The sequence below is a fragment of the Cellulophaga sp. RHA_52 genome (assembly GCF_007827205.1).
GTDB lineage: Bacteria > Bacteroidota > Bacteroidia > Flavobacteriales > Flavobacteriaceae > Cellulophaga > Cellulophaga lytica.
Window position 1 is genome coordinate 2,188,195 of record NZ_VIRZ01000001.1, and the last position, 16,909, is coordinate 2,205,103.

The 16,909-nt window shown below is 30.8% G+C and carries 17 protein-coding genes and 1 riboswitch; of the genes, 7 read left to right on the forward strand and 10 right to left on the reverse strand.

What is annotated here, in order from left to right:
* Positions 1-154: 154 nt before the first annotated feature.
* The 9 genes from JM80_RS09680 to JM80_RS09720 all read right to left on the reverse strand — a co-directional run bounded on the left by JM80_RS09680 (position 155) and on the right by JM80_RS09720 (position 8,782).
* Entirely contained in the window at positions 155-889 is a 735-nt protein-coding gene (locus tag JM80_RS09680) for a LytTR family DNA-binding domain-containing protein (protein ID WP_013619745.1), read from the reverse strand.
* Positions 882-2,585 (reverse strand): histidine kinase, encoded by a 1,704-nt coding sequence (locus JM80_RS09685; RefSeq protein WP_144709907.1) that lies wholly within the window; start codon positions 2,583-2,585, stop codon positions 882-884. Before JM80_RS09685 ends, JM80_RS09680 begins: the two co-directional genes overlap by 8 nt.
* 97 nt (positions 2,586-2,682) lie before the next feature.
* Entirely contained in the window at positions 2,683-3,297 is a 615-nt protein-coding gene (locus tag JM80_RS09690; protein WP_144709909.1) for a hypothetical protein, read from the reverse strand.
* Positions 3,298-3,393: 96 nt separating this feature from the next.
* Positions 3,394-3,939 (reverse strand): acyl-CoA thioesterase, encoded by a 546-nt coding sequence (locus tag JM80_RS09695; protein WP_013619742.1) that lies wholly within the window; start codon positions 3,937-3,939, stop codon positions 3,394-3,396.
* Between the two features lie 3 nt (positions 3,940-3,942).
* Positions 3,943-4,308, reverse strand: coding sequence for a hypothetical protein (locus JM80_RS09700; protein ID WP_013619741.1), 366 nt, complete (start codon positions 4,306-4,308; stop codon positions 3,943-3,945).
* 34 nt (positions 4,309-4,342) lie between these two features.
* Positions 4,343-5,674 carry a DNA recombination protein RmuC gene (gene rmuC, locus JM80_RS09705; protein WP_013619740.1) on the reverse strand — a complete coding sequence of 444 codons (1,332 nt, stop codon included), beginning with the start codon at positions 5,672-5,674 and terminating at the stop codon, positions 4,343-4,345.
* Positions 5,675-5,782: 108 nt separating this feature from the next.
* A complete protein-coding gene (locus tag JM80_RS09710; RefSeq protein ID WP_013619739.1) occupies positions 5,783-6,586 on the reverse strand; it encodes an ABC transporter ATP-binding protein in 804 nt (267 codons plus the stop codon).
* Positions 6,587-6,594: 8 nt separating this feature from the next.
* Positions 6,595-7,626, reverse strand: coding sequence for an iron ABC transporter permease (locus JM80_RS09715; protein ID WP_144709911.1), 1,032 nt, complete (start codon positions 7,624-7,626; stop codon positions 6,595-6,597).
* Position 7,627: 1 nt separating this feature from the next.
* On the reverse strand, positions 7,628-8,782 hold the full coding sequence (locus JM80_RS09720) for an ABC transporter substrate-binding protein (protein ID WP_034644534.1): 1,155 nt from the start codon (positions 8,780-8,782) through the stop codon (positions 7,628-7,630).
* 68 nt (positions 8,783-8,850) lie between these two features.
* A riboswitch (cobalamin riboswitch) is annotated at positions 8,851-9,059 on the forward strand.
* Positions 9,060-9,098: 39 nt separating this feature from the next.
* On the opposite strand from JM80_RS09720, the gene JM80_RS09725 reads away from it, so the two are divergent.
* Positions 9,099-10,931 (forward strand): TonB-dependent siderophore receptor, encoded by a 1,833-nt coding sequence (locus tag JM80_RS09725; RefSeq protein ID WP_075694204.1) that lies wholly within the window; start codon positions 9,099-9,101, stop codon positions 10,929-10,931.
* 4 nt (positions 10,932-10,935) lie between these two features.
* Complete coding sequence (locus JM80_RS09730; protein WP_144709913.1) at positions 10,936-11,991, forward strand: YncE family protein; 1,056 nt, start codon at positions 10,936-10,938, stop codon at positions 11,989-11,991.
* A gap of 79 nt (positions 11,992-12,070) precedes the next feature.
* Here the strand turns inward: JM80_RS09730 and JM80_RS09735 are convergent, their stop codons facing one another.
* Positions 12,071-13,621: a S41 family peptidase gene (locus JM80_RS09735; RefSeq protein ID WP_144709915.1), complete on the reverse strand. Its 1,551-nt coding sequence runs from the start codon at positions 13,619-13,621 to the stop codon at positions 12,071-12,073.
* Positions 13,622-13,851: 230 nt separating this feature from the next.
* Between JM80_RS09735 and JM80_RS09740 the strand changes: the two genes are divergently transcribed.
* The 5 genes from JM80_RS09740 (at position 13,852) to JM80_RS09760 (ending at position 16,894) form a co-directional block, all read left to right on the forward strand.
* Positions 13,852-14,361, forward strand: a complete 510-nt coding sequence (locus tag JM80_RS09740) for an RNA polymerase sigma factor (protein ID WP_013619734.1) — start codon at positions 13,852-13,854, stop codon at positions 14,359-14,361.
* Positions 14,348-14,767 carry a hypothetical protein gene (locus JM80_RS09745; protein WP_013619733.1) on the forward strand — a complete coding sequence of 140 codons (420 nt, stop codon included), beginning with the start codon at positions 14,348-14,350 and terminating at the stop codon, positions 14,765-14,767. The genes JM80_RS09740 and JM80_RS09745 overlap by 14 nt, the downstream gene beginning before the upstream one ends.
* 9 nt (positions 14,768-14,776) lie before the next feature.
* Complete coding sequence (locus JM80_RS09750) at positions 14,777-15,310, forward strand: DUF4252 domain-containing protein (RefSeq protein WP_013619732.1); 534 nt, start codon at positions 14,777-14,779, stop codon at positions 15,308-15,310.
* A 66-nt stretch (positions 15,311-15,376) separates the two neighbouring features.
* Positions 15,377-15,922: a DUF4252 domain-containing protein gene (locus JM80_RS09755; RefSeq protein ID WP_013619731.1), complete on the forward strand. Its 546-nt coding sequence runs from the start codon at positions 15,377-15,379 to the stop codon at positions 15,920-15,922.
* A gap of 162 nt (positions 15,923-16,084) precedes the next feature.
* Positions 16,085-16,894 (forward strand): mechanosensitive ion channel family protein, encoded by an 810-nt coding sequence (locus tag JM80_RS09760; protein ID WP_013619730.1) that lies wholly within the window; start codon positions 16,085-16,087, stop codon positions 16,892-16,894.
* The last annotated feature ends 15 nt before the right edge of the window (positions 16,895-16,909 follow it).

Consider the following 16,909-nt stretch of genomic DNA (forward strand, 5'->3'; position numbering starts at 1 on the left):
TTTTATTATATGGGCTAAGGTATAACCTAGTTGTAAGCTTTATTAGAGCGGATGTATATCTGCTTTAAGTTAATATATATTCGTCTATAAACGTTATTGTTTTTGTGTGGTTTATTTTTATTTACGTGTAGTTCTGGTATATATTGTAGTAGTACTATTGGTTAAGTAAGCGCTCTACAAAATCGTTTTTACGTCGTGCAGAAACGGGTATTTTTTCACCAGATTTTAGAAAAATATAACCGTTTTTATCATACTTGTCTACAAAACTTAAGTTTACAACATAGGATTGATGTGTACGCATAAAGTTTTTTTCTGGAAACTGATTTTCAAATTCTTTTATAGGTTTAGATGCTATGTAAGATTTGCCATCATTTAAATAAAAAGTAGTGTAACCTTTGTCTGATTTGCAATGTGTTAAAAATTTAAATTCTATTACCTGTAGTCCTTCTTGTAAGCGTAAAACTAGTTTTTCTTTTTTTCGATCTATCATTTCAGACTTTACAACTTGCAATTGTTCTTGCGCAACTTCAATTTTGGTCTCTATAGCTTTATCAATAGCAGCCTCTAGCTCTTCAATATCTACAGGTTTTAAAATGTAATCTACAGCTCCGTTTTTTAGAGCCTGTAAGGCATATTGCTCATAGGCAGTAATAAAAATTACATTATATTTTAAATTGGTAGTTTGTTCTAAAAAATCAAAGGCGTTGCCATCTAGTAAATTAATATCTAAAAAAATTAAATCTGGTTTACAAGCATTGGCAACAACCACAGCTTCTTTTACAGACTCACATTCACCTAGTATTGATATTTCTTTATTTAAGGACGTTATCATTGCTAATAGTCCTTTTCTAATATATAATTCGTCTTCTACAATTAAAGCTTTAAGCATCTTCTTGTTCTATTTTATATGGTAAAGTAAGTGTTACAATTGTACCTTGTTCATTAAACTCAGACCTGTCTTGTATAGTTAAACCAGTTTCTACATGCAACTCTTTAGACATTATTTTTAATCGTTCTGCTGTAATTTGTGTAGAAACAGATTTTTTAGATTTTTTGCCGCTTTTAGACGCATAAATACCAAGGCCATTATCTTTTATGATGCAAATAAGTTTGTTATCTGTAAAGTTAATTTGATGTTCAATTTCTGCGTTTTCAAAATTAGTATTAAATCCGTGTTCAATAGCGTTTTCTACAAAGGGCTGCATTAGCATTGGAGGCACAGAAATACTAGATGTATCTATATTTTCATCAACTTTTAATAGATATTTAAAGCTATTTTCTCTACTCATATTTTGTAAGTCTATATAATTTTGTAGAGCTTGTAGTTCTTCTTTTAAAGGCACAAGTTTTTCTCTTGAGTTTTCTAAAATTATACGTAGTAGTTTAGAGAATTTTGATAAATAAATTATGGATTTTTTATCTTCCTTATTTAAAATCATTCCCTGTATTACAGACAAGCTGTTAAATATAAAATGAGGAGTCATTTGTGAACGCAGCAGTCGTTGTTCTGTTTGTATTTGTACGTGTGCAGTTATAATGTTACGGTATTTAAAAATAAATAATACAGCCAGTAGTATTACAATAAGTACAACAAGTAAAAAAGCACCCCAAATTTTCTGTTTTTCAGCAAGAGCTAGCCTGTTATCTATAATTTTAACTTGCTTTTTTAAGGTAGTTTCTCTGCTATTTGCAAACTCTAATTGTTTTGATGATGTTTCTAAAGCCTTTATTTTTTCACTTATTTTTTGCTTAAAAATAGCTTCATTTACAGCTTCAATAGTATCTATATACTCTGCAGCCTCATCTAGTTTTTGCTGATTTTTATAGAGTAAAAAGTAGTTGCTATAAATATTTTTTTTATTGTAAAGTGTAGCGTTTTCATTTTTTGCTAAAGAACTAATAGCAGAATCTAAATAAATTTTAGCTTTTTTGTATTTCTCTTGTTTTAAATAGGCAAAACCAATGTTAGAATAGTTTACATTATTATCTCTGTTAGAAATTTGCATTGTTTTTTTTAAGTATGTAATTGCCTCATCCCATTTTTCTAACCCCATTAAAGTTAAAGCATAGTTGTTTGTAAAAAGAGGAAGTTTTCTGTACTTAGGTAGTGTAATTTTGTTGTAAGTTTCATGTGCTTTTTTGTACTCATAATTATGGTAGTACATCATTCCCCATTTAAAACAAAGCTTTTGAAATTCAATAGAATCTTTTTTTCTAAAAACAGGAGCTACTTTTTCACAATATTCAATACCTTTAGTAATATCATTAAGATCTATAAGGTTTTCTGCCATTAAGTTAAAAGCTCTAACCAGGTTGGTTGTATCTTTTAAGCGCATAGCTTCCTCTGTCATTTTATTAGAAAAAACCAATCCGTTAGAGTATTGCCTGGTTCTACCGTAGGATTTAGTTATATAAAATAACTCTTCTAAACTTAATTCTGTTAATTCACTTTTTTTGGTAAGTGTATCAATAACAGCCTCAAAATCTCTAGCCTCAAAAAGTTCTTTTGGAGATTGTTGAGCTTTTAAACCCGTGTATATAAGGGAGCACAACAAAAATGTGATAATAAACTTTAACTTCTTCATAAATAGGTAGGCTATTACTTTTTCTTTAAGTGATAAAAATAGAATTAATTTTTAGATACCTTTAGATTAATTATGGTGTTTTTGGTTTGATGTTTAATTAATTATAAACTTCTTGGTCTATAACACTTTTTTTATAAGCTTTAAAAGCAAAAAAGATAAATACTAGCGTAATTAGACTACCTAGAATAAGACTGTTTGTAGCTCCTAAAGACTCAGAAATTGATATAAGTATTCTTTTTAAACCTCTTCTAGAGCCAGATACAGTTACATTTTCACCAGCTTCTGGTTTTAGTGCACTATCATATAAAGCAAAAGTTAATAATGCAGCTACCAAACTGTATAAGGAAGGTTTTATCCAAGCTTTGGTTTTTTTCTGAACTTTGTTTTTAGAAAAGTTTGTTTTAGATACTAGTGTGTTTAATATATTTTGGTATTCTTCATCTGTTTTAAAATCTAAGTATGCTTTTTCATTTTTACCCTTTTCTGTAAAAAATACCTGAAAACCTAAATCTTCCTTAAACGGAACTATTTTTTGAATAGCAGTATACTCAAAAGTATGTTGTGTATTAAGTAATCCTTTTTTATCAGAATCTAATTCGGTATTAAAAGCTTCAAGCGTTTTATAATCCTCATCAGACAATCTAACTTTAGAGTCTGTAAGTAGAATGTTTTTAATGTATGTAGCCTTTGTATTAATTATAAACTGTTGCATTAAACTAAATTTTTCAATTTAAGTTAAATGTATTGTTTACTACCTACTTACAATAGTACCAGTATATATTTGGAGGGTTTTAATATATATATGTAATTACTTTATAGCAATTTTTACGTTTTCTTTTTCTAAAGAATCTAAAAAATCTTCTACTTTAAAGTTTGATGACTCAAACGTGTTACTTCTTTTAAAGGCTTGTTCTTTACGTCTAATACTGCGCGCAAACCTACGTATGCCTTGTTTGTCTTCTACCAATAAGCCAGGTACAACAAGACTTTTACCGTGTGCATCCTTAGCAACCATTGTAAAGTATGATGAGTTACAATGTTTTTTTACACCTGTAGTAATATTTTCAGATTCAACCCTTACGCCAACGACCATAGATGTTCTTCCTGTATAGTTTATAGATGCTTTTAAGGTTACCAGTTCACCAACTTCTATAGGATTTAAAAAGTCTACCCTGTTTACAGATGCAGTTACACAGTAGCTCCTAGAGTGTTTAGATGCGCAAGCAAATGCAATTTGGTCCATTAGGTTTAAAATGTAGCCACCATGTACTTTACCACCAAAATTAGAGTGAGATGGTAACATTAATTCTGTAATAGAAACTTTAGATTCACTTGCTGTTTTAAATGTACTCATAATTTAATTTCTTATGTGTGGAGATTGTTCTTTAGTAACCTCTGTAATAAAATATTTAGTATCTCCTAACCAAGCAAAAGTAGCATAACGCTCTACATAAGTAACCTTTACGTAGTTACCTTGGTAATCTTTAAGCTTTTCTATAATATCCTTGTCTTTGTCTAAAACCGAAAAAGAAAATATTTGTGCGCCAGAAATACCTTGACTAATTTCTCCTTCCCAAGTTTTAATAACCACACCTTTATGACTAAATTTAATAAGTTCTCCAGACCTATAACCTTCACTAATTGGTACGTAGTAAATAAATGCATAAATAGCAGTAAATACTGCAACAATAATTAATAATGTAATTGCTAAAGCTTTTTTCATTAGTAGTAGTTATATGGTTGTTAATTGTTTAGTTTTAATTGTCGTTATGGTTGTCTATAGCACGTTTTAAAATAGGTTCTGGAATAGATTTTTTAGCTTTTGCACCCATTTTTTTAAGCTTTTCTATAGATGTAATAATGTTTCCACGGCCTTCTACCAACTTGTTCATAGCCCCTTTATACTCATTTTTAGCTTCATCCATTTTTTTACCAACCTTGGTTAAGTCGCCAACAAAACCCTCAAACTTATCATATAACGCGCCAGCTTGCCTAGCAATTTCTATGGCATTACGTTGTTGTTTCTCATTATTCCACATAGTATCTATAGTACGCAATGTGGCTAGTAAAGTAGCAGGTGTAACAATAACTATGTTTTGCTCAAAAGCCTTATTATATAAATTGTTGTCATTGTTTATTGCAACAGCAAAAGCAGGCTCTATAGGTACAAAAAGCAACACAAAATCCGGACTCTCCATTTCGTATAAATCTTCATACTTTTTGGCAGACAATTGGTCTACGTGCTTACGTAAAGATACTATATGTTCTTTTAAAAATTGTTCTTTTTCTGTTTCATCATCAGCATTTACAAAACGCTCATAGGCAGTTAATGATACTTTAGAATCTACCACCATTTTTTTGTTATCTGGTAAATTTATAATAACATCTGGCAGTACTCTAGAGCCATCTTCTCTGGTAAAACTCTGTTGTACACTGTATTCTCTGTCTTTTTCTAAGCCAGATTTTTCTAATACACGTTCTAATACCAATTCTCCCCAATTCCCTTGCATTTTACTATCGCCTTTTAAAGCTTTGGTTAAGTTTTCTGCCTCTTGGGTAATTTTAAGGTTTTGACTTTGTAGGTTTAATAGCTGTTCTTTTAAGGCAGAATGTATACTGATGTTTTCTTTTTGACTTTCATCAACTTTTTTCTCGAACAACAGAATTTTTTCTTGCAATGGATGCAAAATGTTTTTAATATTTATTTGATTTTGTTCTGTAAACTTAGTACTCTTTTCATCTAAAATTTTATTTGCTAAGTTTTCAAATTCTTTTGTAAATTTTTCCTGAAGCTGTTCTACCTCTTGCTTTTGCTCTGTATTTTTAAGCTGAAGATTTTCTATGTCTGCTTGGTACCTAGTAATTTGGTTTCCTAAGTGCTCTTTTTCTTCACGCAATGCATTTTTTTCATCCTCTAAAGACAAAATTTTATTTTCTAAAGCAGTAAGGTTTTGGTTTAAAATAGATTCTCTTTCTAATATAGCACTTTGGCTAGATTTAGTTTTTAGGTTCTGAATGTAATTTCCTAAAAAATAACCAGCAACAAGGCATATTACAGCAACTAAAAAGTAAATTAAAAAATCGGTCATAATGTAAATAGTGTCTATAAAAAAGTAAAGATAAACGTTTTGTTTGTTGTTTTCTTTAAAGCCTAATAGAAGTAATTAACATCTAATAAATAATATTATATTTTATACTTAAACAACCTTAAAACTAGCACTTTTTGCATCAAAAATAATAGTGTCTTTAGGGAAAAGGGCATCAAATTTATTAGTGGCTATTAAGTTTTGTGGTGTGCCAAAATGACTTTCGTTTTTATCTAGAATTAAAATTTTATCACACAATTGTAAAGCAACTTCAATTTCATGAGTGGTAAACAAAATAGTTTTTTGGGTTTTGTGGGCTATGTTTTTTAATAGTTTTAAAATAGTTGCCTTGTGGTATAAATCTAGGTGAGATGTTGGTTCGTCTAACAAAATAATAGAAGTGTCTTGTGCCAAGGCCCTTGCAATCATTACTTTTTGTAATTGTCCGTCACTAAGTTCGTAACATTTTTTATGTTGTAACTCTTCAATTTGCACCAAAGAAATGGCTTCTGTAATTTTATCTTTATCTGTAGTTGTAAGCGTACCAATCCAATTGGTGTATGGCTGTCTTCCTAGGGCAATAACTTCTAAAACAGTTAAGTTTTTAGAAGCTATTTTTTCTGTTAACACAACACTTATTTTAGCAGCTAATTGTCCTGGTTTGTAGTCGTTAATTTCAATAGCATCAATACTAATAGTACCACTAAGTTTAGGTTGTACATTACCCAAAGTACGTAGTAAAGTAGATTTTCCTATGCCGTTTACGCCAACAATAGCCGTTAACTCTCCTTTTTGTAAAGCAAAATTAATATCCTTAGAAATAACATTTTGTTGTTTTTTAGAGCTGTAACCAACACTTAGGTTTGTTACTTGTAGGGCTATATGTTGTTGTTCTTTTTTGATGTTTTTTACAATTTATAAATTTAAAATACCATTTTCTTTTTACGTACTAAAAGCCATATTACTACAGGAGCACCAATAATAGAGGTAATAGCGTTTATAGGTAATACATAGGCGCTAGATGGTAATTGTGCAATAGTATCGCACAGGAGCATTAAAATAGCACCGTATAACAGTACTGCGGGTATTAGTATTTTGTGGTTTGTAGTATTAAATACTTGTCTGGTTAAATGTGGAACAGCCAAACCTATAAAAGCAATAGGACCTGCAAAAGCAGTAATACCACCAGCTAACAAACCTGTAGCTACAATAATTAAAAAGCGCTGTTTTTTTATGTCTACACCAAGGCTACGCGCATAGTTTTCTCCTAATAAAAAAGCATTTAAAGATTTTATAGTAAAGATGCTTATAAAAATTCCTATACCAACTATTGTTCCTAACAAACCTAATTGGGACCACGATAAATTACCAAGACTACCAAAAGACCAATAAATATACTGTTGTAGTTGCTCTGCGTCTGTAAAGTATGATAATACACTAACAATAGCAGCAGTAATGCTGCCAAACATTAAGCCAATTATTAAAAGAGCCATAGTGTCTTTTACTTTAGCAGCAACAACAAGTACAGATAATAATACTAAAAAACTACCAGTGCTAGACGCTATAGCTAAAGTTACATTATTTACAACGCCAAATGTAAAAACACCAGATAATACTGAGGCTCCCATAATTAAAATTGCAGCACCCAAGCTAGCACCAGAGCTAATACCCAAAACAAAAGGTCCCGCAAGCGGATTCCTAAAAAGAGTTTGCATTAATAAGCCACTTAAAGCCAACCCACTACCTGTAAGTATAGCAGTTAAAGCTTTTGGTATTCTATAATTTTTAATAATATACCTCCAAGATTCTTTTTCTAAATCTCCACCAAAAATTACACTTAATGTATCTGTAAATGGTATGGTTACAGAGCCCAAACTTATACTAACACAAAAGCATATTACCAGTATTGCTAGTAATACTATAAAAGCTAAAGTATATTTTTTTTGATTTGGCACGTTATTGTAAAGGTTTAAAAAATGTAGTTTGGTAATTAGGCAAAACCTCAGGATGAAAAATAGAAATAAGGTCTTTTAAAACCAAATCTGGTCTGTTGGGAGCAAGCTCAAAAAACAATACTCCGCCAGTTTCTCCTTTAACTAACGTAATGGTGTATATTTTTTTATTCTTATACGCATCAAACTGGGTGTAATGCTGGCTAGACTCTGCAACTTCTTTATAACTAGAGTTGCTAGATGGCGATATCCAAAAATCGGCTTTGCCAGCTTTATCAAAAACACTTTCTATACTTAAACCAACACCACCAGTTTCTTGCAAATCACTCCATAAATAATTAGCGTTTGCATCTTTTAAAAATTGAGCCATCCAGCTTTTTCCGCCAGCTACGTGCCATAAATCTTTATATAAACCGCCAGTTAAAACGCTAGGTCTATTGGTTGCTTTTTTAGCTAAAGCTTTAGCATTATTATAATCTGTTTCAATAGTTTTAAAAATTGAATCGGCTTTAGCCTCAGCGTTAAAAAACGGAGCAAAAAACTTAATCCATTCTGCTTTGCCAAGTGGAGTTTCTTCTGTCCAATCACCATTAAAAACAACAGGAATATTAGAGCGTTGTAAGGTGCTGTATGTTTTATTGTTATTGTCTATGCCAAAACCAACTACCACATCTGGATTTAAAGCAATAACCATTTCTGTGTTTAAAGATTCGTTTACGCCTAATTCTTCAATTTTACCTTCATTAATCAATGTTCTGGCATTAGTAGAAGAAATATAGTCTGTGTTAGGAAAACCTACTAATTTATCTAAAACACCAAGAGATTCTAATGCAGGTATATGCGTAGTAGATGTAGCCACTAGTTTTTTAATAGGAACGGTTACAATAGCATCATAATCGTTTTTATTTAAGGTAATTGTTGCTGCCTTATCTTTAGGAATTAAAGCATAAGTAAAAGCAGATTCTGCATTTGGCCAAGGAGATGTGATTTTTAAAATTGTAATACCATTTGCTTGCTTAGTTATGCTAAAACCTTTGGCATAATTAAGCTTTATGTTACTTTCTTTTTGTGTGGTGTTAGGTAAAGGTTTTTGAGCCTTTTCTTTACAAGCAGCTAATAGTATAAAACAACTTAAAAATATGGATTTTAAAATTTTCATTGGCTATAAATTAAAGTCCAAAAGTAGTGTAATTTAAATTTGAATAAAAAAATTGAGTAAAAAGGATTACTTTTGCGCCGAATTTTGGTTCTGCTATGTAGCGTAGTAAGATTAAAAGGGAATTTGGTGAAAATCCAAAACTGTTCCCGCAACTGTAAGCTTAGTTTACCAAGGGTAAATGCTTTTTGTAACTACAGATCCACTGTCTAATATTAATGATGGGAAGGAAAGCAAAAAGACGCAAGTCAGGAGACCTGCCATATTCATTACCAGTTTATATAAAAATCCTCGGGTTAAGGATGTTTAAATTATTATAATGAATAAAAAATATTTGTTTTCTGTACTGTGTTTTTTCACAGTCTTATTTTCTTTTGCTCAAAAAAAGGACAGTACTGTTGTTTTAGACGAAGTTATTTTAACAGATGCTAAATTATCTCAGTTTTCTGTAGGTAATAAAAAGCAGGTGTTAAAGGATTCTGTTATAAGTAAGACCAATTCTTTTACAGACTTACTAAGGTATAATAGTACAATTTACTTTAAAGAAAATGGTTACGGTATGGTTTCTTCGCCATCTTTTAGAGGAACAAATGCGCAACAAACAGCAGTTATTTGGAACGGAATAAATATAAATTCACAGCTAAACGGCCAAACAGATTTTAATACCATAGTAACTTCTAATTATAACAATGTTACTATAAAAAGTGGTGGTGGTAGTGTGCAATATGGTAGTGGTGCCATAGGCGGTAGTATTCATTTAAATAATTCATTTAGTTTTAAAGAGCATCTAGATAATGAGTTACGAATTGGTTATGGAAGTTTTGATACACAAAGTACTAATTACAAACTTTCTTTAGGCTCTAAAAAACTATCATTAGATTTTGGTGTAAATTATAATTCATCTAATAACGATTATAAATACTTAGGAACAGACCAAAAAAATGAAAATGGAGCTTATGAAAACGGAAATGTAGATCTTAGTTTTGGGTATTTAATTTCAGATAATAATATTTTAAAACTATACCATAACACGTATTTGGGCTCTCGAGATTTCTCTGGAACGTTATTAGCAAAATCTAATGAAAATTACAAGAATACCAATGTAAGAACAATGTTAGAGTGGAGTAATTTTAACGATAAAAAAGTTAGTCGTTTAAAATTAGCACATCTTTATGAAAAATATAAATACTTTGCTAATAAAGATAGGCCAGAATATGCTTTTGGTTATGCAAACTCTTATTTGTTTAATTATGACTATAAGTATACGTTTTCTAGTGTTGTGTTAAACGCCATTATAGATAATAATTATACAGATGTAATTGGTAGAAATATAGAAAAATCTAATAGAAATATTACGTCTGTATCTATTTTAATGCAACACCAATTAACTAAAAAACTAAAATATAGTTTTAATGTTAGAAAGGATTATACAAGTGATTTTTCAAGTCCGTTTTTGTTTGTTTTTAACGGAGAGTATAACGTATCTAATTTATATAATATAACACTAAGCGCATCTAAAAATTATAGAATACCAACTTTTAACGATATGTATTGGCAAGGAGCAGGTAATAAAGATTTAGTGCCCGAAACTTCTGAGCAAATAGAAATTGGTAATTACTTTAATTTAAAAAATGTTCGTTTTAACGTCCTAGGGTATTACACAAAACTATCAGAAATGATACAATGGAGACCTATTTCAGGTGAAGGTTGGATACCTGTTAACGTAAAAGATGTTACACAGTATGGAGCAGAAGCAGAAGTAGCAGTAACAAAGGACATAGGACAAAGTAAATTAGTGTGGTTAACTAATTACGCATATACAAAATCTATAGACGATAGTAACGACAAACAGTTAATGTATGTTCCTTTACACAAGATAACATCTAACCTGGCTTTTAGTTATAAAAAAGCTGAAACTTACATACAGTTATTAAGAAACGATTTGGTATACACAACTACAGATAATAGCATTGAGTTACCTGGGTATACTGTGGCAAATTTAGGAATGAGTTATGATGTTGTAAAAACAGCTAAGAATACTACTTCTTTAGAGGTAAGAATTAATAATTTATTTAATAAAGAATATCAGAACACGGCATTTAGACCTATGCCAAATAGAAGCATAACAGTACAACTAACAACTAAATTTTAATATTATGAATATGAAAGGTAAAATAGCATCTTTACTAGCTTTAGGGGTTTTAATTATTTCTTGTGAGAGTGATGATAACTCAGTAGATCTACCAAAAGGAGAATATGACAATGGAATTTTAATAACAAACGAAGGAGCTTTTTCTGGAGGTACGGGTACTGTTGATTATATTTCTGATGATTACTCAGTTACAGAGTCAAGTATCTATAATAAAGTTAATAATGAAAACTTAGGTACAATAGTACAATCCATAGGTTTTAATGGTGAGGAAGCATATATTGTAGCAAACGTTTCTAATAAAATTTCAATTGTAAATAGAAATACGTTTGAGAAATTAGGTGAAATAACCACAGGTCTTAATAACCCACGTTATTTTGCGGTTTCAAATGGTAAAGGATATGTTACTAACTGGGGTGATACTGCAGATGAAAATGATGATTATATTGCAATTATTAACTTAAGTAGTTTTGCTATAGAAGGTACTATTCCTGTAGTGTTGGGACCAGAAAAGCTTTTGGCGCAAAATAATATTTTATATGTAGCGCATTCTGGAGCTTACGGAACAAACAATAAAGTTTCTGTAATAAATACTATTAATGATGAAGTTTCCAGAACTATAGACGTAGGAGATGTGCCAAACTCTATGCAAATAGAGGATGGTTATCTTTGGGTGTTAGCTAGTGGAAAACCAAGTTACTTAGGAGAAGAAACAGGAGGTGTTTTATCTAAAATTAGTTTAAGAGATTATGCTGATATAATTAATTATAATTTTGGAGTAACTGAGCACCCTGGATCTTTAGGTATAGATGATGAAGAGTTTTATTATGGTCTAGGAGGAGCTATATATAAAATGAATATAGAGGATACAGAGCTGCCAACTACTGCTTATATTGAAAATATTAGTTACTACAATATGACTATTTATGATGATAAAATGTATGTAACAGATGCTAAAGATTATGCAAGTAATGGGTCTGTATCTATATATGATTTAGAAACTAAAGAGTTAGAACAAACATTTGATGTAGGCCTTATACCAGGAGGAGTTTATTTTAATTAAGAACATCACAATTACACATAAAAAAAGAGCTTGCTGTTTAGCAAGCTCTTTTATTTTTAAAGCAATGATAAAACCTAAACTATTTACTAGTAGGCTTAATATCATTTGGCATAATATACATTTCAGAACTAAATTTAGGGAATTTAACACCTTCTGTAACATTGGTAGCGTTTGCATCTTTTTGTAAGTCGAACTTACCAGCAGTACCAAGCATATCATCTAAAGCAGCACGTAATAATACTTCATTAGTATCACCAAAAGGTTTTATATTTTTGTAGTATTCATATTCTTTAACTTCTACATCAGGTACAAAACCATTTGTATAATCACTTTCATTATTAGCATTATAAATTTGGAAAACAATTGGCTGCATGCCTACAGTGTGTTTTGTACTTCTGTTATCTAAATCTGTATATGGTTCTGTGTTAGAATTACCTGGTGCATCTACAACAGTAATAGAACCTTCATTTTTACCAGTTGTTTTTTCTCCAATAACCTTAACATTAATGTAAGGTCTTAATCCATTTATAATCATTTCACTAGCAGAAGCTGTTCTTTCTGTGCCTAAAACATAAAGTCTAGTTATGCCTGTTAATCTATTCATATCAGTTGCTCCAGAATATGCTCCTGTTGTTTTGTCATATAAAAAAACATCTTCAAAAAACGGATAAACACTGCTATTGTTGGCATCTCTTTTTGCGTTGTATTTTAACTCGGCAAAAACTTCACCACTAACTGTATTTGTTTCTGCAGTAGCTTCACCATAAATCATACTAGCCAATAAAGCAGAAGATAAAACAGAGCCACCACCATTGTATCTAAAATCTAAAATAAGTTCATTAACCCCAGCAGCTTTTAATTCTCCAAAAGCATCGTTTAATTCTCCGTTGTACGTACCACGGAAACCTTCGTAAACAAGGTATCCAATTTTACGGCCTCCTTCTTCTATAACGCTTGTATGGTGAACAGGGTTTATAGATAAAGTTGCAGCTGTAAGTGATTTTTCTTCAGTTTGTGTTAAAGCATCTGTTTCCGAAACGGTTGCTAAACCTAACGTTACACTTTCTTGAGTGTATAGTTTATTAACAATAAGATAATTATCAATAGTCATTACCTCACCATCAACTTTAGAGATGATATCACCTCTTTTTAATCCAGCTGCTTCTGCAGGTGAACCTGCAGCAACAGAGCCTATAACTTGTACAACATTATCAGTTGCACCAACTCTTACTAAAGGCCCTCTAGTAATACCGTAAGTAGTACTAATACCATTAAAACTCGCTAGCTGCTCATCTACATCCTCTATAAACCAAGAGAAATCATCTACTACGTCTGGTTTGTATATTAAAGAGTTAAACAGAGCTTCTTCAGTAGTTTTTGCATCACCAGTTATTTTAATACTGTTTAAATATGTATAAAAAGAATCTTGGTCATCATCTTTTGTATCTGCTAGGTTTGGAACGTCTTCTTGCCAAAAATACCAATGGTTTAATCCTTTCCAGATAAATTCGTTTATTTCATTGTTAAGTGTTACTGCTTGTGGTGTTTCTCCGCCGCCATCATCATCATTTTTATCACAGGATGTTAAAAATAAAAACAACCCAGATAATAGAATTACTGTTTTTTTCATAATAGTTATTTATTTAGTGTAAGAACATAGCTAGTCGCAACTATTGTTCCATAATTTTACACATATATTAAGTATGTGTTACATACGTTATATATAGTGTGTCGGTTTACAATGCTGTAAATTACTGACAACTTTTACAAAAAAAAATTTTTTTGTAACAAAAATCATTCTATGTCGTCTTGCTTATATAAACCTAGTAATAGTGTTTGTAACAACAACCAAACTAAAAAATGAAACAATCAGAATTTCTAAATGTGGTAATGCCTTTTAAGGATAAACTGTTTAGACTAGCCAAAAGATTACTAGTCTCTACAGAGGAGGCAGAGGATGCCACCCAGGAAATACTGTTAAAATTGTGGTCTAAAAATGACCGTATGAAGGGATACGCAAATGTTGAAGCTTTTGCTATGACAATGACAAAAAACTTTTGTTTAGACAGGTTAAAATCTAAACAAGCTAGTAATTTAAAATTGGTGCATAGTAATTATACAGACAGTAATGCATCTTTACAACGACAAGTAGAAGCGCAAGACAGTGTTAATTGGGTAGAGAAAATAATGGAGAGTTTGCCAGAACAACAAAAAATGGCACTGCAACTAAGAGATGTAGAGCAGTACAGTTTTGAAGAAATTGGCAAATTACTAGAGATGACACCTGCAGCAGTTAGAGTTGCATTGTCAAGAGCAAGAAAAACAGTGAGACAAAAATTAATGGAAAAACATAATTATGGAATTGCATAATATAGAAAAATTATTAGAAAAGTATTTTGAAGCTACCACTACGGTTGCCGAAGAAGAAACATTAAAAGCCTATTTTTTACAGGGTGATGTTGCTCCGCATTTACAAGAGTACACAACAATGTTTACTTATTTTTCTAACGCCAAAGAAGAAACTTTTACCAAGCAGGTACCATTAAAACCTAGAAAAAGAAATTATAAATGGTTATCCGTAGCAGCAGTAGCAGTTTTAGTATTAGGCATATATTTTGGTAATGATTACCGTGAGCAAAAAGAAGCTGAATACGTTTTACAAGAAACTGAAAAAGCATTTAGCCTTATAGCTCAAAACTTAAACAAAGGCACCGAAAAACTGGTTTACCTTAACAAATTTGAAGAAGCAACAAACAAGATTTACAAAACAAATTAAAATTAAATTATGAAAAAATTATTAATCATAGCAGTACTTACTGCGCTACCATTTACAGGATTTTCACAGTCAATTTTTGACAAGTTCGAGGATTTAGATAACGTATCATCTGTTATTGTAAATAAAAGTATGTTTAATCTACTAACTAAGATAGATGTAGACGTAGACGATAAAGACACACAAGACTTTATAGATATAGGAAAAAGTATAAGCAGCTTAAAAGTTTTTATTACTGAAGATAAAGCTATTGGAGCAGATATGCTTACCACAATGAAATCTTACTTAAAAACAGCATCTTTAGAAGAGCTAATGCGTGTAAAAGATAAAGATGCTAATATTAAATTTTATATTAAAAGTGGTAAAGATGAAGACCACGTAAGCGAACTTTTAATGTTTGTAAGTGATGTAAAAGGCGCTAAAATTGACAATCGTAAAATAGAAACTGTTTTAGTATCTATTACAGGAGATATAGATTTAAACAAAATAGGTTCATTAACAAGTAAAATGGGCTTGCCAGAACAATTAAACGAAGTTAAAAAGTAACAACACATATTTCTATCAAGGTTAATAACTAACCTTGATAGTTATTAATAAATAAAAATCATCAATATGAAAAACGGAATAAAATACATAACAGCAGCATTAATTTTGTTGGTTACGTTAGGCTCTTGCTCTTCTAGTCAAAGCCTGCAAGAGTATTACGTAGATAGCAGCGAAAATGATAATTTTTTATCTTTTGATGTTCCTACAAGTATATTAAATATAGCATCTGCAAATTTATCTCCAGAGGAAAAAAAAGCAGTAGAGTCTATAAAAAAAGTGAACGTTTTGGCATTTAATAAAACTACAGATAATGTAGATTCTTATAAAGTAGAAAAAACAAAAGTAAATGCTATTTTAGGGAATAAAAAATACACGCAGTTAATGAAAATTAACTCTAAAATGGCAAAAGGTGTAGTTAAATTTACTGGTGAAGAAGATGCTATAGACGAGGTAATTGTTTATGGTTATAAAGATGATAAAGGTTTTGCATTAATCCGTGTTATAGGAGATGACATGAACCCTGCATACTTAGGTAAATTTATAAGTGCAATGGAAAAATCTGACGTAGATGAAGGAGCACTAAAAAAGATAGGAGATCTAATAGGAAGCTAGTTTTCTAGATTTTTATTTGTTACAAGCCTGTTTAACTATGTTAAGCAGGCTTTTTTTGTTATGAAATGGTAAAATGTTAACAACTGTTAATGTGTTTTAAATTTTTTATAAAATACATTTTATATATTGTACCCAACATTAACTATTTAAACATTAACAATTATGGAGAATCCAGAAAAATGGATGAATTTGGCAATCGAGAAAATAATGGATTATGGCCCAAAAATTATTATGGCTATAATTATTTATCTTGTTGGAGCGTGGCTTATTAAAAAACTTATTGGAGTTGCAAGAAAAGTAATGGCAAAAGGCAATTATGATGAGTCATTACAGAAGTTTTTATTAAACCTTGTAAACTGGGGATTAAAAATATTTTTAATCATTACAGTTATTTCTACTTTAGGAGTAGAGACTACAAGTTTAGCAGCTGTTATTGCAGCCGCAGGTTTAGCTATTGGTTTAGCATTACAAGGCTCTTTAGGTAACTTTGCAGGAGGCGTTTTAATTATGATTTTTAAACCTTACAAAATTGGAGACTTAGTAGAGGCTCAAGGCGTATTAGGTTCTGTAAAAGAAATTGAAATTTTTACAACTAAATTAATTACACCACAAAACAAATTAGCAATAGTACCTAACGGTGCAATGGCAAATGGTAACATTATTAATTATACAGCAGAAGGTAAAATGAGAGTAGATACTACTGTTGGTATTGGTTATGGAGAAGATATGAAAAAAGCAAAACAAGTGCTTTTAGAAATGTTACAAGCCAACCCTAAAGTATTAAAAGACCCTGCACCATCTGTAAATGTAGAAGAGTTAGCAGATAGTTCTGTAAACTTAGCGGTGCGTCCTTTTTGTAAGCCAGAAGATTATTGGGATGTTTATTTTGCAACCATTGAAGGTTCTAAATTAGCGTTAGACAATGCTAAAATTGAAATTCCTTATCCACACGAGGTACAAATTAATAAATAAGACAACCTGTTTTTT